This window comes from Brakhagea baltica (genome assembly GCF_052161605.1).
GTDB lineage: Bacteria > Planctomycetota > Planctomycetia > Pirellulales > Pirellulaceae > JBKCUI01.
Map to the genome: position 1 here is coordinate 6,130,947 of NZ_CP197409.1, position 19,637 is coordinate 6,150,583.

Annotated in this window: 13 protein-coding genes; 4 read left to right on the forward strand and 9 right to left on the reverse strand. The window is 51.6% G+C overall.

Going from position 1 to position 19,637, the window contains the following annotated elements; genetic code table 11:
• Positions 1-52: 52 nt before the first annotated feature.
• From SH449x_RS24025 to SH449x_RS24035, 3 genes are all read right to left on the reverse strand, one after another.
• Positions 53-628, reverse strand: a complete 576-nt coding sequence (locus SH449x_RS24025; protein ID WP_482378614.1) for a hypothetical protein — start codon at positions 626-628, stop codon at positions 53-55.
• Positions 629-897: 269 nt separating this feature from the next.
• A complete protein-coding gene (locus tag SH449x_RS24030; protein WP_482378615.1) occupies positions 898-1,458 on the reverse strand; it encodes a rhodanese-like domain-containing protein in 561 nt (186 codons plus the stop codon).
• 65 nt (positions 1,459-1,523) lie between these two features.
• Complete coding sequence (locus tag SH449x_RS24035; protein ID WP_482378616.1) at positions 1,524-1,700, reverse strand: hypothetical protein; 177 nt, start codon at positions 1,698-1,700, stop codon at positions 1,524-1,526.
• On the opposite strand from SH449x_RS24035, the gene SH449x_RS24040 reads away from it, so the two are divergent.
• The 3 genes from SH449x_RS24040 (at position 1,699) to SH449x_RS24050 (ending at position 8,987) form a co-directional block, all read left to right on the forward strand.
• Complete coding sequence (locus tag SH449x_RS24040) at positions 1,699-4,062, forward strand: serine/threonine protein kinase (protein WP_482378617.1); 2,364 nt, start codon at positions 1,699-1,701, stop codon at positions 4,060-4,062. The two genes, SH449x_RS24035 and SH449x_RS24040, sit on opposite strands and share 2 nt — an antisense overlap.
• Before the next feature lie 32 nt (positions 4,063-4,094).
• Positions 4,095-6,206: an alpha/beta hydrolase family protein gene (locus SH449x_RS24045; protein ID WP_482378618.1), complete on the forward strand. Its 2,112-nt coding sequence runs from the start codon at positions 4,095-4,097 to the stop codon at positions 6,204-6,206.
• A 324-nt stretch (positions 6,207-6,530) separates the two neighbouring features.
• Complete coding sequence (locus SH449x_RS24050) at positions 6,531-8,987, forward strand: hypothetical protein (protein ID WP_482378619.1); 2,457 nt, start codon at positions 6,531-6,533, stop codon at positions 8,985-8,987.
• 87 nt (positions 8,988-9,074) lie between these two features.
• Here the strand turns inward: SH449x_RS24050 and SH449x_RS24055 are convergent, their stop codons facing one another.
• The 3 genes from SH449x_RS24055 to SH449x_RS24065 all read right to left on the reverse strand — a co-directional run bounded on the left by SH449x_RS24055 (position 9,075) and on the right by SH449x_RS24065 (position 13,756).
• Positions 9,075-11,249 carry a redoxin family protein gene (locus SH449x_RS24055; protein WP_482378620.1) on the reverse strand — a complete coding sequence of 725 codons (2,175 nt, stop codon included), beginning with the start codon at positions 11,247-11,249 and terminating at the stop codon, positions 9,075-9,077.
• Between the two features lie 194 nt (positions 11,250-11,443).
• Positions 11,444-12,370: an N-acetyl-gamma-glutamyl-phosphate reductase gene (gene argC / locus SH449x_RS24060; RefSeq protein WP_482378621.1), complete on the reverse strand. Its 927-nt coding sequence runs from the start codon at positions 12,368-12,370 to the stop codon at positions 11,444-11,446.
• Between the two features lie 30 nt (positions 12,371-12,400).
• Positions 12,401-13,756, reverse strand: coding sequence for a DEAD/DEAH box helicase (locus SH449x_RS24065; protein ID WP_482378622.1), 1,356 nt, complete (start codon positions 13,754-13,756; stop codon positions 12,401-12,403).
• A gap of 101 nt (positions 13,757-13,857) precedes the next feature.
• Here SH449x_RS24065 and SH449x_RS24070 point away from each other — a divergent pair, with 101 nt between their 5' ends.
• Entirely contained in the window at positions 13,858-15,453 is a 1,596-nt protein-coding gene (locus tag SH449x_RS24070; protein WP_482378623.1) for a HEAT repeat domain-containing protein, read from the forward strand.
• A 64-nt stretch (positions 15,454-15,517) separates the two neighbouring features.
• Here SH449x_RS24070 and SH449x_RS24075 read toward each other — a convergent pair whose 3' ends face one another.
• The 3 genes from SH449x_RS24075 to SH449x_RS24085 are packed head-to-tail and all read right to left on the reverse strand — an operon-like array spanning position 15,518 to position 19,580.
• The gene (locus tag SH449x_RS24075; RefSeq protein ID WP_482378624.1) at positions 15,518-16,600 is read right to left on the reverse strand and encodes a radical SAM protein; all 1,083 of its coding nucleotides are present in this window, start codon (positions 16,598-16,600) and stop codon (positions 15,518-15,520) included.
• A gap of 10 nt (positions 16,601-16,610) precedes the next feature.
• Entirely contained in the window at positions 16,611-17,558 is a 948-nt protein-coding gene (locus SH449x_RS24080; RefSeq protein WP_482378625.1) for an RluA family pseudouridine synthase, read from the reverse strand.
• A 6-nt stretch (positions 17,559-17,564) separates the two neighbouring features.
• Positions 17,565-19,580: a c-type cytochrome domain-containing protein gene (locus tag SH449x_RS24085; protein ID WP_482378626.1), complete on the reverse strand. Its 2,016-nt coding sequence runs from the start codon at positions 19,578-19,580 to the stop codon at positions 17,565-17,567.
• Positions 19,581-19,637: the final 57 nt, after the last annotated feature.

The following is a 19,637-nucleotide window of genomic DNA, read 5'->3' on the forward strand; positions in this document are numbered from 1 at the left end:
GTGTACCTTTCGTTCTTTCTGCTTTTGACGCCATCTGATTCGTACTGCATCGTTACATAAGTTCGTAAAATGATTCCTTACCTAGGTGTTTTAGATAATAAGGGCATAGTTCATCCAGAGTTCCCTCATGATGAAGGCTGATCCAATCTTCGATACCACCTCGGAAGCAGTAGCGTTGTGCTTCGAAGATTCGGTCTTTTTTTGAGATTAGCTTGAACCGAAATGCAGGGGACATGTGCCCAGAATACTGTGGAGCTCGAAGATTTTTCGGTATCAATCCACCAAGAATGGCGTCCAACGAACTAAGTCCATTAGAAACTTCCGACTCGTAGATGACGATGCAACGTCGTTCGCAAACGACTCGGGTCGGTATGTTCGAGACCCTCGCATCGATTTGTTCTCTGACAAACTGTAGTTCGTTCTCGCTGATTTCCAACGGAACACGTTTGCGAATACTGACTCTGGCATCCTCTGGTGATTCGAATAACTCGAAGTCATCTGGCAATGCATCGATTGGAACGCCCGATTCGGATTCAGGCTTTCGCGAAACAAAGTACTTGGGTTTACCTGTCTTCGTCACTCCTTGAAAGACATAGTAACAACTCCCGAAACGGTTCATGTACTTCATAGCAGCACTCCTTTGTTGATATTAGCGTTGAGGGCGGAGATCCATCGAACGCCTTAATTGTAACGAGAGCCTCGTCTTAGTACATATGGCGTGCCTAGCCGGCGACGTTCCTTCATAGGGCGATCCAAGTGGATCACCCACAGGTATTCCCAGGATAGATCCGATAATATCCTTTCCGTTCCAATTATTCATTGTGTCTCCCTTGGTTTGATTCTCGATCAGCGAACCTACTTGATGGTAACGACTTGCCGACACGGTTAGCCTACTACCTAAGATCGATTGCTGCCCTTTGGACTTGGTTGTTCAACGTCGTCTCGCGATTCCGGAATCGTGCAGAAGCGATAAGGAGCGGGTACATGAAACATACTCCAATAGGTATGCACGTCGGTGGTCGGTTGCTTAGCGGGTGTTTCCAGCTTGCCACCGGCTCTGCACCATCCGACTATGCCGTCGCTGAAGTTCTTCACGATACGACCTCGCTTAGCAAGCCGTGCAGCCCATGCGTAACTTCTGCCCCCGATTGTGCAATACGTCACTGCGGTCAGGCCTTTGTACTTCGCTTCGTCCTGTAGATACTCACTAAGACTAACGGACCCTGGGATGCAAGAAACACTCCGTTCCGATTTGCTTCGAACGTCAATCAAAACCATCGTTGGTTCTGAACATTCCACTGCCGCCTGAATTTCCGAGACGGAAATCGTTTCAACAGGCCGCATTCCAACCCAGGACCGAATCGTCTCGAGGTAACTTATGGTTCCAACGCAGAGAGCCTCGATCCAGACTCCTAGTCCTATCTTTTTGGACGCATTGATATCTGGATTGTTGATCATTCATGCCACTTCCTGAGAAAACAGTCCTTAGACTTGTGCTATTCTAGCGAATTCGCCCCAAGAAATTAGCCTTGTCCTCGCTTTAGTGACGCTTGGCAACAATTGCTCACACGGTATCTCCGATTCGTATTATAGTAGGAGAGGAGCTGGGGGATGACCGACGTTGGTTCTACCGCAAGGGGACAGCAGTTGTTATTATAGTAGCCAGCATCGTAGAACACCTGAATAATTTGTCTCTTCATGACCAATTCCTCGTTTGATGACACTACTAAGGAAGCAATCACCCGAGCGCGGAGTCTTTCCTCGAAAGCTGCCGGTGGTTTTGAACTGGATGGAAACGAACCGGATGGAAAGGAACGGGACGACGTCGAGCTATGTCGGCATGCCATCGAAAAATGCCTTTTGTACGTCGAAAGTGTTCCGCGTTCTCAGACTGGCTGCGAGCCCCCCCAGCAAGGTCCGCGATTCGAGAACGTTCGCTTTGTAGGAGCGGGCGGATTTGGGGTAGTCTTCGCTGCATTCGATCGAACGTTGGAGATCGAGGTTGCTCTCAAACTGTTACGGCCTTCGAAGAACTCGAGTGTTGTTCGGAGACGGTTTCTTGAGGAAGCGAAAATCACGGCGGGTCTGAATCATCCTAATATTGTTCGGTTGTACGATTCGGGCGTGCTAGGAGAAATACCCTATATCAGCTCCACTTTCCTTTCAGGTGGTTCACTCGCCGAATTGGTACTCGAATCGCCCGATAGCTTGACCGGACGTGATGCTGCCGAAATCGGCTGCCAAATTGCTGAAGCAGTTTCGTACGCACATTCCAAAGCCACCTTTCATCGCGACCTGAAGCCCAGCAATATATTGATTCAGAGAACAGGTCAAACCGAACCAAAGTTTCAGGCTACCTTAACTGACTTTGGTTTAGCCAAACGTTGGGATAAAGAAGTAGAGGATCGCTTCACACAGGAAGGTGAGGTTCCTGGTACGGTTCGTTACATGGCACCCGAGCAAGCTCTGGGGGATCAAGATGAGTTCACGATCCGTTCCGAGGTTTTCTCCTTAGGCATAATTCTATACCAGATGGCAACCGGCAAGTTGCCATTCGATGGACTTAAGTTCTCCGATGTGCGGAATCAGATCGTTCATCATCGACCGGTTAGACCGAGCGTCGTTAACAAACTCATACCCAAGGATTTCGAATCGATCATTTTGAAGTGTTTGGAGAAGGAGCCATCCCATCGCTATGACTCCGTAGGAGACCTCGCGAAGGATTTGCGAAGGTTCCTCAATTCAGAGCCTGTTGAAGCCTCTCGCCCAACGCAGTTCAGGCAGGCCCTTTGGTATGCGAAGAAGCATCCGGTCACCACAGTCATGGTCGTTGGGTTGTTCTCAGTTCTTGCTGTTTCCGCAACGGTTGTAAGCTTTGCGTTGTGGCAACAGAAGATTGCGACTGCGAAGGAATTTCAGACCAAGGTTGATTACGTTATGCTTTTCGGGTCGTTGATCGACGATGTCTTAGATTCGAATAAGGATCAACAAACAGCGTTGCTCGATGCATTAGCAGAGTTCCGGAAGAGCATGGTTGCCGATCTTGCTATCAGTCCAAACAATCCGCAGTTGAGCCACCTTCTAAGCCTGATTTATCACTACGAATCTACCGTTTACCAAAGAAAAGGAGATGCCAAGAATCTCATTAATTCTCGTGTAAAGTCAGTAGCCATCCTACAGTCACTAAGCAGAAAGTATCGCGACAACGCAAAGTATCGGTTTCAGTACATATTCGGTGCCATGATGCTTGTTCTTTGTTCTCACTCTGCTGAAACACCGATGGCCCAACAGTCTGAATTACTATCGCCAACGCTTGGTGTATCCAGCATCGACGAGTTAATGCAACTGATTAGACCTGAGATCGATTACTTCATGGCGGAGTTCCCATCAAATCCTAAGCAGATTAACGCATGTTTGCAGTTCAAGAGTGATCTTGCGCATTTTTTTTATCACGGCGAAACGGATGAAAGATACCGCATCCAGGAAGAAGTCATTTCTGAGTCAATTCGACTTGCTGATATGCATCCGGATGAACCGATGTTTATCAAACCAGCAATTAATTCATTGCGACATAGAGTGAGCGAGTATCACGAAGCGGTTAATTTTGATGCGGCTTTTCCTGAACTGGAACGAATCGATAAACTATTCGAAACGTATCTCAGGTCGCATTTTGGGACAAGATGGGTAAAAGGCTATTTCGCGGAAGTCAAGTTGACTCACGCTCAACTGATGATGGACACCGAACGCTATGATGAGCTCGAGGAACTGTGTTCTCAGATTTTACCGATCTGCGAAAAACTCGTTTTGGTTCCTGAGTATCGATTGGTTATGCTGTGCCAAATCCTACAATTACAGACAATGCTGCTTCGGTGCGAGGAAGCGTTTGACAAGCAGAAAATTGCTGACCAGAGATTGGAGATGCTGGTGGCGACCCTTGAGAATCCCGAGACACCCATTCACGCTCTAACTACTTATGCAGCCTGGGCAAAGCCGCGGTCAATCCCCGTAAGGTTATCGGAAACCGTCGCTAAGCAGATTGCGTTACGCAAGGATACGCCATGAATCCGTAGTGAAAGTTTTTGGGGGATCGAAAAATGAATCATTGGCTAATTCGAGATTCGCTGGCAACGCAGTGTTACAACTGTCGTTGGGCCCTGATTGTCATGGTACTTTCGTACACATCGTGCGGATTCAGCGAGATTGCTGCGGACGAACCGGTGACGAATCCCTACTCGGAGGCTTACCGGAATCCTTATGGCAAGCTACCAGGGCAAAAACTACCTGGTGACAAGATGGCCGCCAACTTCTTTAATGCGGCCACCCGAACCTTGACCTCCAAGTGGCGAGATGTGAAATGGAGCGTCGAGCAGTGGCAGGATGAACGGGCCTCTTACAAGCAACAGCTTTTAGAAATGCTCGGCCTAGATCCTTATCCAGAAAAGACAGATCTCGAAAGTCAGATTACGGGCGTCCTGGATCACCCAGAGTTTACGGTCGAAAAGCTTCATTTCCAATCACGCCCTGGCTTATACGCCACTGCAAACGTCTACATTCCCAAAGGTCTCAGCCAACCGGCACCGGCTATTCTTTACGTCTGCGGACATGGGCCGTCCAAGATCGATGGAGTCAGCTATGGCAATAAAGTCACCTATCAGCACCATGGAGCATGGTTTGCTCGCAACGGATACGTGTGCATGATTCTCGACACGGTACAGATGGGAGAAATCGAAGGTATTCATCACGGAACCCACAACCAAGGGATGTGGTGGTGGAACTCGCGTGGTTACACCTCCGCTGGTGCAGAAGCCTGGAATTGTATTCGGGCTATCGACTATTTACAGTCGCGATCCGATGTAGATGGGGAGCGAATCGGTGTTACCGGGCGTAGCGGCGGAGGAGCCTACTCGTGGTGGGTAGCAGCATTGGATGAGCGTATTCGTGTTGCATGCCCCGTTGCCGGGATCACGGATCTGCAAAACCATATCGTCGATGGATGCGTCGAGGGGCACTGCGACTGCATGTTCATGGTCAACACTTACCGTTGGGATTACTTTCTCGTAGCTGCATTGGTCGCGCCTCGACCGCTTTTGATTTGCAATACCGATAAGGATACGATTTTTCCACTCGATGGAGTCGTGCGACTCCACACACAAGTTCGTCAGTTCTACGATCTTTACAACGCCCCCGATCATCTTGGACTGTTGATTACGGAGGGGCCGCACAAAGACTCGCAGGAGTTGCAACTGCCCGTCATGCGCTGGTTCAACAAATGGCTCAAGAATGATGTGGAGCCAGTTCCTAGCTTTGCAGAAAAGTACTTCACCCCGCAGCAATTAAAAGTCTTCGAAACACTTCCGTCCGACGAGATCACGAGTCGTTGCTACGAAGACTTCACGGAACTAGCTGTGGATTCAGATACATTCTCCCCGGTGGAGGCTATTGGCCAACTCCGACAGAAGACGTTTGGAGCATGGCCCTCGGTGGGAGAAATCCGTAAGGGCTCCCGTGTCGTTGCTGAGCAAATTGTTGATGGTGTGCGGTTTACCGTGCGCGAATTCAGTAGTCAGAACGAAGTCAATCTCCGGTTTTACCACCTCGAACCCATCGAAGTAGAGATTAGAGAAGTCCAAGTTGAACTCGTCGAGGAAGAGGGCTGGCGAGATCGGCTTCGAGTTTTGTCCTCGGCTTTCCCTGCCATACTTCCCGAGGAATTGCGAATCGCCAATATGCCCGCCGTGCCCGGGAATGATGCGGCGATAGACTTGTCCACCTCGCTTCGCGAAATGCTCAAGGACATTCGCGAGCAAGGCAAAGCTTTGGTCATCTTTACCCCGCGAGGGGTTGGATTAAGCCGTCATGGAGGTGACCAAAAGTATCAAACGCATCTTCGGCGCAGGTACATGTTGCTTGGTGCGACTCTGGCGAGTTCACAGGTTTGGGATGTCCTGAGATGCTGCGAGGAAATTCGATCTCTTGCCAATCATGCTGAACGGCCTCTTCACTTGCGAGCTGATCGGGAAATGACCGAAGTAGCCTCGTTTGCTGCGGTCTTCAGCGAACGGATAAGCTCGTTGAGCTTGCGATTGCCACCAAGAAGCGACAGAGAGTCTCCTGATTTTCTGAACTGGTCCCGGATCGTTACTCCCAAGCAGTTGCGAGCCTTGGTTGAGCAATCCACACAACTGGGCATTGAATCAGAGAAGTGATTTCTGAGATTGTATCATTTTTTGACAATTCTCGGTGATCGCCAACGACTTCACCCTCCTCAAACGCCGTTTGGGGAGGGTCAGCCCGCGTCAAGCGTGGCTGGGGAGGGGCAATGGCACAGTTGGAACGCCCCGTCTTGCCCCCTCCCCGGCAATCTCGCTTAAGGCTCGATTGCCGACCCTCCCGGTCGCTTCGCTGGGAGGGTGAAGATCCGATCACGGTGGCGATCAGCGAGAAGTGCTTGCATTTTATGCTATAATGACCCAGCCCGCATCCCTTTCGATCGCAGCCCCACCTCCCTTCCCCCGCCTTGGTTTCTGATCATGTTCACAAGACGTTCCATGGTTGTCCTATGCTTTTGTTTACCTTTTTTGATGGGCGATTCTCAGTCCGCAGATCCAGTTAGGATCGATGTGACTCGCGACGCCTGGATCTCCGCTTACTCGGGAGAGCAAGAGGGGAACAACGGTGCTGCTCCGCGACTCAAACTAAAGGGGATCCAAGAGTTTTTCCTGATCGATTTCGATCCGACTCCGTTCCAGGGCAAAAAGGTGCGCCGTGCGGAATTGCGATTGAAATCAGCTAGTGACGATAAGGCCCTCCGCATTACGGTCTCGACGGTCATGACAGACTGGAACGAAGGCGACGGTACAAACTATGCCAAGGGAACTGACGGTTGCAGTTTTCAATGGGCTATCGGTGGCAAACAACGCTGGGGAGGAGATGGGACCGATGTAACGGCTGTCACTCTGGGAAATGGTGGCTCGATCTGGTCCTTTGGAGATGCGACAAAACCTGATGAAGACGGTTGGCAAAGAATCCCAGTTTCGCCAGAGATCATTCAAGCCCGACTCGATGGCAGGAGCTTTGGTTTCCTCGTGATGGACGATGTTGGGAGCGAGTATGAACGAACGGGAAATCGTTTTGAATATCGCTTGATGCCGAACCGATTCTTTTTCAGTCGTGATCAGAATCGAGCATCTGCTCCTTACTTCGTTGTATGGTTCGAAGATGGCGAAACGACTAGTTCACCCGCTGACCTTCCTCAGATTGCCAATAAAACGATTGAAGCCAAACAACAAAAAACGGCGATCGTCGAATTCGCCTCGATTCTTCAATCCGCTCGAGAAGGGAAGAAACTCGAGACGATCGACGTGGCTTCGAATGATCTACTGCGATTGGATGGCATACGGACTGTCCCATCAACGATTGGTATTGCCAAAGGAGAGGCTGTTTCTTGGTTGCTAAAAGCATCACCCGAATCGTTACAAGTTTCTGCACCCGAGGGTTTCGTTGTCGATATCTTTGCACTGCCCCAAGTCGAGGAGAGACTGGATCCCGCAGTCCCTCTTAGTCTTTGGAAACCCGAGGCGTTTGGGTTGTCCGTAAATTATCCTGTCGCAACATGTATCGATCTATATGCGACGAAAACCGTCCCCGCTGGCGAATACGTTGTTACGCTCCAATGGGGTACAAATGCAGTCGACATCAAGACCAAAGTCTGGGACTTTACGCTCCCCGACCGATTGAGCTTTATCCCGCAAATGAATTGCTATGGCCTACCAGCTAACGAGCGATCGTATTATCAGCTCTGCCATGAACATCGAACGACACTTAATTCGCTTCGATATGGATGGAGCGGCAAAGTTTCAGCGGATGCTGTCCCGAAGCGAAATCAAGATGGTTCATGGGATTGGACCGAATGGGACCGCAGATGGGGGCCGTTACTCGATGGCTCTGCTTTTGCGAATTCTCGTCGCGGGCCAATTCCAACAGAAGCGTTCTATCTGCCCATCAACGAGAACTGGCCGATGGACCACGAAAAACATTTTCTCGGCGGATATTGGATCGAGGACGCCTATTCTGAAGACTATTGGACCGAGTTTCGTAGTGCGATCAACGCCTTTGCTCGCCATTTTCGAGAACGACAGTACAACGAAACCCTCTTCGAATTCTATCTAAACAACAAGGTTTACTTCAAGCAGCAGCAAGGTAATCGGTGGGATGCTTGTTCGGCGGCGTGGATTTTTGATGAGCCGGTCAATACGCAAGACTTTTGGGCACTGCGACGCTTTGGGCTTGAGTTCTGGCAAGGTGTGAAGGGAATATCTGGGCCGCGATTTGGTTATCGAATTGACATTTCGCGGCCTGAATGGCAGCGTGATTTGCTCGATGGTATTTCGAGTGTCGAGGTGGTCAGTGGCTCCCTGCGAAGGTACCAAGAGAGAGTCATGTCTCGGGCTAAAGCACATAGGAATCTAGTCTACATGTACGGTTCGGCCAACATCTTCGATCAGTCGACCGACACCAACGTCGCATGGTGCGTTGAAACCTGGGCGCGTGGCGCGAATGGCGTGGTCCCTTGGCAGACGATGGGGACAGCGGAATCATGGAAGAAGCTGGATCCTCTCGCCGTGATCTATCCGTCCGATCAGGGAGCAATCCCCAGCTTGAGACTAAAATCGTTTCGCGATGGCCAGCAACTGGTTGAGTACCTCGAACAATTTCGATTGCGGACCGGAGTGACTTCGAAGGAGCTGGGAGAATTGTTGCTAAACGATTTTGGATTAGCGGGCAAGACGGTCCAGTCCTACGACGAAGATGCCGGATCGGTACAATTTCAAGAGCGAGAGTTGTCCCGTCTCGATGACCTACGTTTCGCCTTGGGCGAATGGTTGTCCCGTAATCCGATTAGTGATCAACAACCTCAGATTGACTTGATGCCGCGACAAGGGCTTGGAAATATAGGAGAGCGTTCCCCAATATCGACAACGCCATAAAAGAGCGCTCTTTGTAATTGAATTGCTCGCAGCACCACGAACATATTGTTCGTGGTGTGGGAAATATTGCAGCAATAAAGTCAGATGTTATTTACGCGGTGGCTGATTTCCAGGCCGATTACCATTGGTATTGTTGGACTGTCCACCTTGTTGGCCAGCCCCTCCCACGCGTGCATTTGCGGGGATATTGGGGGCTTGCTTACCCGCATTCGCATTTGTTCCTACGGGAACATTGTTTGGTCGTGCAGTCGTCGTCGCTTGATTAGCGGGTGCCCGCGTGCCAACGAGCATTGATTCCAGTTTCGCCTCCATATCGGAGGAGAAATGGGAACCACTCATTGCAACGATACCATCTTTATCGATCAGGATTGTCACGGGAACGCTGAGAACACCTAGGCCAACTGCCAAATCGCTTTCAAAAGCTTGTCCATCGAAAATGTGTGGCCAGCTCGCTTGCGTTTGCTCCAGCGATCGAATCGCGCGGTCGCGATCGTTATCGAGGTTGATTCCTACGACTTGAAATGCATTGGGCCGTCGCGATAGTAGCTTTTGTAGCGTAGCCATATCCTGTTTGCATGGCTCGCACCACGAGGCCCAGTAATGGATCACGATAGGCTTGCCAGCAAATTTTGCAGTTTCGACGGTTTTGTTATCGATCGTTTTTCCAGAGATAGCGAACTTGCGATTCTCAAGGTTGAGGCGGTTCAAAGCCCCTTTGGCTTTCTTGCCTTCAATGGTATCAGCAAAGTTCGTTACAACTCGGTTGTACCACTTTTTAGCGTTCTCCTCATCGGCCGATAATTCCGAGTTCAAAGCGATCTGAACCATCGCATCAGCAGCAAAGGGACTGCTGGAAAACTTGTCTGCAAAACTCTCCAATTGTTCCATATACTTGTCTTGGAGCCTGCTGAAGTTTGCGTTCGGCTTAAGTGACTCGACTTGGTATTCCGTGTTGATCATGCTGTACACGACGTACGGCAATAGTTCCTTCCCACCGGACATGCTTGAGAGAGTTGTTTCCATTTTTCGCAGCGCAGGCATACCGTCAAACTCACCTTGCATGGTTGCTGAACTGACGGAGTCGACAAACTGTCGTACCCAGAGTTCCATCTCGCTGGTTCCCTTTGCGGCATCAATGAGCTTCATAAGGGTTTCGCTGCGAGCATTGTGAAGGCTAGCCAGTTTCTTTGCTTCAGGCTGCTCTGAGATCTCAGAGTCGAGTTTCTCCAGGTCGACCAAGAGAGCTTGCATCGCGCTCGACAGTCCGCCTGTGGTAACTGGTGTCGTTGCAGAACGATTAGCAGCCACTGCTGGGAAGAAGAAGCCGCCGTCGGCGACCGCGTTTCCTTCTGTGACAATCCGTGGACAATCGGTGAGCTTCCATAGTCCATCGACCTGAACGATGGTTCCGATGAACACTTGCGTGCTCGTGCCTTCGTCCTCCACGATCGCAATCACATTTTCATAGGCGACCACATCCTTGGTAGAGCCTTCTGTTCCAGCGGGAATAAGCCCAGGCTTGTCGGCTGCGAAGTGAGCCCAGCGAGTGGTTGGCTGAAAATTCTTCAAAGACTTTTGCGACTTTACAAAGTCGGCAAAGCTGCTGACTGTTGATTCGATTCGACTCGCTAATGCACTGGCTTTTTCTTCACCCAACCCAAGGGCTGTCATCTCATCCGAGCTCAGCAGTAGTGACCGGAAACGCTGTGTGTCTCCCGACTTAAGAGCTTCGATCACTTCGATCGTTAATTCTTCGGGGGAAATTCGTTTCCAACCATCGATGACACCGTCTTCGTTCTTATCAAGTGCCCAACGCGTACCATTTGTGCCCAGCCAGCGGTATTCGTCGGCCGTTGAGTTGAAATCGCTATCGATGTCACGATAAACCTCGATGCCGTCTTTGAAGTAACACCAATGGTCGACTTGGCGATCGTTGTTGGTGTCTAAGAATCTACGAATCAATTGACCGGACGGACTGTAGATAGAAAGCCCATCGACGCCATCTCTGGTTTCAAAACGGGCTGTGCAGTTTGCAATGTCAGTTGGGGCTACCAGATCGTAGCTAACGTTGGCCTGGCGAGGCTTAAACGATAAAGCCTTGGTCACTTGTGGATCGGCGTCCGCGGCAATCGCGATCGCCCCGGAGGAAAAGACAGCAGTCGCAATCGCGGCAGAACAACCCAGTCGGCTAGTCCAAGCCAAATTTGATTCGATCCATTGATACAACCACGTTGATTTTGACTGAGTTTTTAGCTGATTCATGCCCTTGACTCCACGGCGAGACCTGTACAGATGACCTAAAGTGTCGTGGAGAATAGCAAACGCAGGGATTCAAAGCCAAGACCATTCGAAGCGATTGCTCCCCCTCCTCATTCCTTGTGGAAAATGGGCCTTAAATGCTTGGGGGAGGCGTCAAGAGGATTAGTGGCCCGCTTCAAGAGGGGCAATTTCTTTGGCTACCGATCGGCCATTAGCTTTAGGTTTTGAACTGCGGCTCCGCTGGCACCTTTTCCGAGATTGTCTAGCTTGGCGACCAGTACCGCTTGGCCGACTCGGTCGTTGCTGTACACCGACAGCTCCATGCGATTGGATCCGTTCAACGCTTGCGGCTCCATTCTTCCATTCTCTGTCGGCGCAACAACACTGACATACTCGCAATCCGCGTAGTGGGCCCTCAAGCAATCCTCCAACTGCCCACCGCTACTAACCCCACGCAGCAGTTCGAAATGCAAAGCGATCTCGACAATCATTCCGCTGTGGAACGCACCGACCGACGGCAAGAAAATCGGTCTTCTCTCCAAACCAGAATACTTCTGCAACTCGGGCACGTGTTTGTGCTGCAATTGCAGTCCATAAACATCTAGCGGAGGTGCATATTGATTTGGATCTCGCGACTCGTAAGCCTCGATCATCTGTCGACCTCCGCCCGAGTAGCCGCTAAAGCCTTGCACGACGATCGGATAATCTTTCGGCAACAAACCCGCTAGGATCAAGGGGCGCATGAGACCAATCCCGCCCGTCGGGTAGCAGCCTGGGTTGCTGACAAAATTTGCCTTGCGAATCGCTTCCGCTTGCTCGGCTCCCATTTCGGGAAACCCATAGATCCACCCCTCGGCGACTCGGTGTGCAGTGCTCGCATCTACGATTCTTGGTTGCGAGTCCGCCTCCAGAGATTCCACCAAAGACACCGTCTCCCTCGCTGCATCGTCGTGCAAGCATAGAACGATAAAATCGGCCTCTGCTAAGATGGCGAGCTTCGCCTTGGGATCTTTCCGGGCCGCTGGATCAATGCTGATGATTTGGAAGTCCGAATCACCGTGGAGCCGATCGCGAATTTGCAACCCGGTCGTCCCAGCCTCGCCGTCAATGAATACTTTATACATGAGTGGTGCAACGTGAGTGATAGCCTGCCCCTAGCGACGCTTTTCTCGATCGCTCAGGGGGCGTCTCATCCTGTTTAAACGCCGCTTTTGAAGTGGCCCTGATGGCATCTCGCCAAATGACTCTGGCGCTGAACCGATGGTGACCTCGTCCTTAATCACCTTTAACTTACCATCCGTTGGCTTGATCACCACGGGATCGGATAGCGGGTCGATTTCCAGCAAGCGATTGATACGGTGTTCGATCTCCGTGAGACGCTCTCCCTGTCCCTTGGCGACAAACGAGAATGCGATCCCATCCCGTCCCATGCGTCCGGTTCGCCCAACACGGTGTACGTAATCATCGCTGTCGTCGGGCAAGTCGTAGTTGATGATGTGCGATATGGTCGAGACATCAATGCCGCGCCCCACGACATCGGTTGCGACCAAGATCTGAATGTTGCTGGCTCGTAAATCCTTGAACACCGAGTCGCGCTGCGTCTGGTTCATGTTTCCGTGAATGGTCGCTAACTGGTAAGACGCTAGCTCCGGGATGCGGGGCAATCGGCTTTCCAATTGCCTATGTAGCTTGGCTGTCCCAAGCTTTGTTCGGCAGAAAATAATCGTCTGCGGTGGAAGCTCTCTTAGGAGCAAGCTAACTAGAGTTTCGAATTTTTGATCAGCCCCGACGGTAATATAGCGTTGCTCGATCGTGTCGACCGATAAGTCTTTCTTGGAACAATCAACGTGTACCGGCTCGAACAGATAGGTTGAGGCAAGCTCGCGGACGCCGTCTGCCAAGGTCGCACTAAGGAGTAGGGTCTGGCGGTTTTTTGGACATTTACGCAAGATCCGTTCGATGGCGGGGCGGAATCCGATGTCGAGCATCCGGTCTGCTTCATCCAGCACGACACACCACAACCGGGACAGATCGAGTGTGCCTCGGCTCAAATGGTCCATGACTCGACCTGGGGTGCCAACAACGACTTGAACCCCTTCGCCGAGCTTGCGCGTTTGCCGTCGCATATGCTTGCCGCCGGATACCTCGAGAACGCTCGTCGGGCATCCCTCGGCTAGCTTTAGGAATTCGCCGTAAACTTGTGCAGCAAGCTCACGAGTGGGAACCAGCACTAGAGCTTGGGGAGATTTTGTGGTTCGGAGCGGATCGAGTTGCTCCAAAATGGGGATGGCGAACGAGGCCGTTTTCCCGGTTCCCGTTCTTGCTTGGCCGATGACATCGTAGCCCTGGAGAGCCCAGGGAATAACCTGTGACTGGATCGGAGACGGCCTCTCGTAACCCAGCAACTTCAAGGCACGCAACATGATCTTGGACAGCCCAAGATCCTCAAACTTTTCCAGTAGGTTTTCTGGTACGATTTCTGGCACTTTTTCGAGCAATTTGTCTTCCATTAGCATCTTCCACCAGTTGGTGTCGTCAAAAACGCATTTTACGATAGAGTTGCGAACACGATACGCCGCTTTGAACTTATTCTTCGAGATTGTTGACGCACATGAGCGATTTTCCCCTTGAAATGTCCGACGACGCCCGCATTTGGCTGAACCGGACTTTGCAGCAACTGGAAAACGGCTTGCAATCGGAATCTCAATTTCTACCTTCCTTTGCGGATCCTGAGGACCCTGCTTGGGCGATTTTCGTCGCCCGTGAATTGACAGAATCCTGGGAAAACTACCTGGCAGTCGAAACCAGTTTCGCCTTTGCGACCCTCGAAAGACTCATTCAACGGGTCGCTCAGTGGCTCCGAGCGAGCCTCAGCGTGCGGAACCTCCCGCCGGAGGAACACGCGTTTCAAATCCTGCTAACCGTTCAAGCCGCGACGCAACTCTTTTTGAAGGTGCGAAACAGCCCCCATAGCAATCTGGACGGCTCGCTCCTGCAAGTTGCCTTTGCATCCGGGCATCCAACGGCGATCCAGATGGGAGTCGATTTCCTTCTGCAATCTCCCCCTCAAGCCTGGACGTCGGCCTCCCTCGCCTTAAGCCCACTCTTGCAGTACGATTCTTGGGACGTGGAGCTTGTCTTCCCGAGAATTCTTGAGAGTAGCCACCCGGCCATTTTGGCTTCGGCGCTGGATATCGCCAATCACCTCTTCTCGACCGGGAGATTAACGCCACATCCCTGTGCAAGCCGCTTTGATGATCTAGTCTCCTTGTTGGGAGGAATTGTCCAACGCCTAGGCCTAATGGAAGAAGACCCGAGCAAATTTGGCCAGCAAGCCTCTGAGGTTCAAAAGATTCTTTTTGACTCGGTTTCACTATGCGTCTCGCTCTGTCATACCCTGTCGCTTCTCGACAACGATGCTTGCATCGGCAAACTGATGCAAGCGGCCGAGCTACGGCATCGCCGCATCCGTACCGAAGCTGCCTTTGCGTTAGCGAAGCTTAAGCATTCGCGCGGAACCGAGCTGCTTCTCGAACTCGCTGCCGACCCCGCTTCGCGGTCCAGGGCGATCGCCTACGCTGCCGAACTCGGTTGCTCGGAGCAAATTGATGAAAAGTACAAATCAATCCTAGCACAAGCCGAGGCTCAACTGGCACAGTGGCTGGCCCAAGTCGAGCAGATGGGAATAGCCCCTTCGAGGCTAGAATTCTTGGAGCAACGAACGCTACCTTGGCCCGGTTTTGAAATTCCGCAAGAATGCTTTTTGTTTCGATTCGGTTACAGCATTACCGACGGCGAGTTCAGCAACGTTGGCATCGCAGGCCCTGTCGCCAAAGCGTTTTCGCAAGACCTAGCGAACATCTCAACCGACGACGCGTTTGCGATCTTTGCAGGCTGGGATATTGAACATCCCGAAATCTATGAACAAGATGCGAGTCGCCTACCAACTGCGGTGCAAGAGCAAGTTCGAGAGTGGATCGAGAGCTCTTTGCAGAATGAATTCGATACGGTGGAACCGGTGTTTGTTGGCTCGTTTTTCGAGCAGCAAGTCTTAGTCGGCCTGGGCGTTAAGGAAGGACGAACACAGCCATTCGCCTTTGACGGAAACGAGTTAGTTGTTTGTCCGTCTTTGAAGTCAAACCAAGACGCAGTGCAGTTGGTTTACTATCTATGGCGAGGCCGCGCGTTCTTTCACGCTTTTGGATAATGGTTAGGCATAGGCCGACACCTATTGGTTCTACTCGATGCATTGAGAAGCCTCGCAAAGCAACCTATCGCTGGGTCACGGATTGATGCAGCACCAACTGCCCGCAGGCGGCGTTATCTTGATCACCAAAGGAGTGTCGAACACGGACGACTAAACCATGGCTCCGCAAGAATCTTGCTATATCCAAGATGTCTTCCATGCCTGTTCCCTCGAGCTCATTGCCTCCGAGCCTGTTGCCTACGACCGCTAGCGATCTATGCTCTGGATCTCCAGACTGATGAGAGACAGCACGATCAGTGACGGCAATCGGGTTGTAAGGAATAAGATTGATTTGAACCTGGAGCCCGTCGCAAAACCGTACCAGGGCTTCCTGGTCCGGTAGCGTATCATTAACTCCTTTGAGTAATGTGATCTCGAGCCAAACTGGCTCATGATCTTGCAAGCAATTGATCTCGCGAATCACTTCTCGCAAACGCTCAATATCGGACGGAGACTTGGGCACTAGACGTTTGCGGACCTGGCTGCTAGCGGAATGCAAGCTGAGAGCGAGACGAAGCTTGGGGAACTGCTTGGCTGTTTCGAGAAAGTGCGTTCCACCGAGAGCTGTCGATAATGTGATGGAGCGGGGGGAAATGCCGAACCCTTTGTCGTTCACCATGCCATGGATGCTTGCCCAAACCTCCTCGACGTTGTGAAGTGGTTCTCCCATGCCCATGAAGACCACGTTGCGAAGGCTGCGTTCATGTCGCAAAGCAATACGACGAGCCCAGTAGACTTGCTCCAAGATTTCGTAACGGATTAGATTTCTGCGAAAGCCCATGGTACCTGTCGAGCAAAACTGGCAACCGACAGCACAGCCTATCTGAGACGATACGCACACGGTCGCCCGATTGCCGGACTTGGGAAATAGCACGACCATTTCGCATGCGTCACCCAAATCGTTCGACTGAAGCAAGCACTTGATGGCGCCGCTGCCCATGCCCCCCTTTTCCGTGAGTATCTGCCAACTACTGCGAGATGGGTGTGCCGTGAGCACTTCGTCGAGAGAGGCCCCTTCGCGGAGAATCCTCCATCTGTTCTTTGCCAAGCCTGGAATGCTTTCAAGTTGAAGCACCTCCCACCAATGATCGCGAACAGTTGAGTTCATGATCGGCAATTTAGTTAGCTCGCGGCTTTCGCTGCTGTCGAACAAAGTCTCGAAACTCTTGGGGCCATTGGGATTCGATGTAAATCGGTTCGCCTGTACGAGGATGCACAAACCCGAGCGATTCGGCATGCAACGCGACTCGGTTATGAGGCCAAGCCCAATGTTCAGCTTGGCGGGGGCGATATCTCGGATCACCTAATATGGGATTGCCCATTTCCGCGAGTTGCACGCGAATCTGATTGCGACGACCGGTTTCCAATCGAACGTTCAAAAGAGCGCAATCCGCCCAAGCTTCCGCGACCGAATAGTTCGTTATTGCCAACTCTCCCTGCGACTCATTAGCTACTAGAATCCGATTCAAATCCTCATCAGTAGAAAGATAGTTCACCAGCCGCCCTTCGGACTGTTTGGGGACGCCGGCAACAAGAGTAATGTATTTGCGTTTCGGCTTTCGATCGGCAAATTGATTTCGCAAAGCCTCTGCTATCTCAAGCGATTTCGCAACAACCAAAACGCCCGACACACCTCGATCCAGCCGGTGAACGCAGTAGGCCCTAGGCTCACCTCCTCCACTCTTCATTCGACGCTCGACCAACGATAAAACGGTGTGCGGCTCGCGATGTTTGGTGGGTACGGTAAGTAGATTGGCGGGCTTGTTGATCACCATAAGATCGGCATCATCGAACAAGAAGTCGATAACGCGTTTGGGCTGGCTGCGTTTTGCGGATTTGTTGGGAGCCACAATCGCTTGAGGAATTATATCCACAGCGACTTCATCACCGACCTCGCACGTTCTCCAGCCATGACGCAGCATTCGGCCGTTGACTCGGACATGCCCCTGTTCGATCAAGCCATCCGACTGTGCAGGAGAGAGTTTGAAAAGGATTCGTAGAACCGAATTCAGGTTGCGGGCAGGCTGAGGTATCGACGCTGGAACAGATAATGTCTTAATGGCCATACTGGTCTACTTAGTTCGTCCCAACACTGTTTTCAAAAAAGGTTCTATCGGACCAAATTGTTTTTCCACGGCTTGATCAAAGGGGATTCCATTCCCAAGCCATTTGAGGAGCGTGTCGAACGACTTGCGCCTAGCGTTGTCGTTCATGACTCGTACCACCGCAAACCCGATCGTCGCAGCGTCTTCATCGTTGATTTTGTTGTCGATCAAGCTCTTTATGTTGTCCAGTTTACTTAGTGCGACCGGAATACGTTGCGTCCAGGCTTGAACTCTATTATCGCCGGATGCGACAGAACTCGCCAGCACTTGACGCCCCACACCATCGGAAAACCAGCGTGGGACTCCGCTGTGAGATGCAACCCACAAGCTGCTGATTTGCTGTGCGAGCGAGGACTCGATGAGCTTATCGTAATTTTTGTCCTGCCCCGAGCTACCGGAGTAAATGAGGGCAACGTATGAGTCGAGCACCTCGGAGCGATAGTGGCTTGCCCACTCGGCAGGCAACTCGCGATTCTCTAGCATCTTGCCGAATTCGCTGTAATCGTACCTCTGCTTTAAGGCAAAGATCGTGATTCCACCCTTTATGAGTGGCTCCTTGCCCGCGAGTTTGAGAGTCTTTCTTACTTGCGACTCGGCGTTGTTCGCCAAGCTTAATAGCTTGCTAGCCGACTCAGGGCCGATGTTTCCAATGACGTGGAAACTTTCGTTGCTAGCTTCGCCGGGGTCGCTATTGCTAGAGGCTGTTTTCCAACGATCCCTGGTCCGATCCATTCGTCTTTTCATCAGCTCTTCGTGAGAAGCGTTCTCAGCCCAAGCCTTGCTACTGACCTGCTCGAGGTTCGATCGGGGATTGTCGGAGTCAAAGGTGGCTCCCTCATCGATCCAGGTCGAAATCAGCTTGATGTTCTCCTCCGACAACGGTGGTCGATTTCCTGCCGGCATTCGCTGCCCCTCGGTTCCTCTTAGCTTCTTGACCAGCAAACTCTCTTCGCCTTTACCCGCAGTCAAAATCGAGCCACTGTCTCCGCCGGCAAGAATCTGAGTAAAGTTGTCGAACCTCAACCTGCCGGAGGCGTTCCTGGCGTTGAAGTGGCAGCCGTTGCAATTTTCGATCAGCAACGGGGCGACTTGTCGGCTGAAGCTAACCGTTTCTTTTCCTGTTGGCTTGGTCACCATGGATTCAGGGTTTGGGGAAGCATTGGCTGCGGCAGAGTTGGCGGGACGGTCGGCATAGCTAACCAAGGGGGCAGCGGGCGATGGGCCGTCGAATTTGGCACCCTGCTGGATCCACAGTTTCAGTTTAGCAAGATTTTCGTCTGAGACCTTACCTCCACCGCGAGGCATATTGCCGGTCTCTATGGTGGTGACTAGATTGCTGCCGATCACATCACCGGGAAACAAGACGACCCCGCCGTTATCCCCTTTCATCAATGATTCAAACGTGTTGATAGAAAAGCCACCTTGGCTTCGCGCGATATGACAGCGCGAGCATTGATCGACCATCCAGGGAGCAATATCCTTTGTGAAGCTGACCTCGGGTGTGGCCGGCATCGAGTTGGGATTCGCTTTATCATTTTGTTTTTTCGAAGCAGCGGTGCGTCGTAGCTTAACTAGCTCTGCCCAGTTAGGCAGCTCCGCCAGTTCCGCACCATCGATCAGCAAAGCCTCGTAAACCGGGGTGATTTGTTCGTGTATCCGTTTCCATTCGGACGCATCTTTCGCCGCCGCTGTGGGTAGAAGCTCGATGAAGGCAGCCGTACATCGATCCATCAATTCAGCACTCTCGACAAGCTTCTTGTTCATGTAGAGAGTCTTTAGTTGGTTCGCTTCGGAACGAAGCTTATCGAGTGAATCGATCGAATCCTGCGCGTGAGTCCCCCCCGATGCCAGAACGATCGCTACTAATAACAGGGCCATCCACCGGAACAGACGGCTCGTTAGTCTGGAAAATGCGACATCGGGGCGGTCAGCGAAGCGATGACATGCCGGTCGGTCAATATCGAAAAGTCGTTTGTTTGTCACGTGAATGCGATCCTGTCGTGGGATTCCGGACTTAATCAACTCTGTAGCTAGTGATAC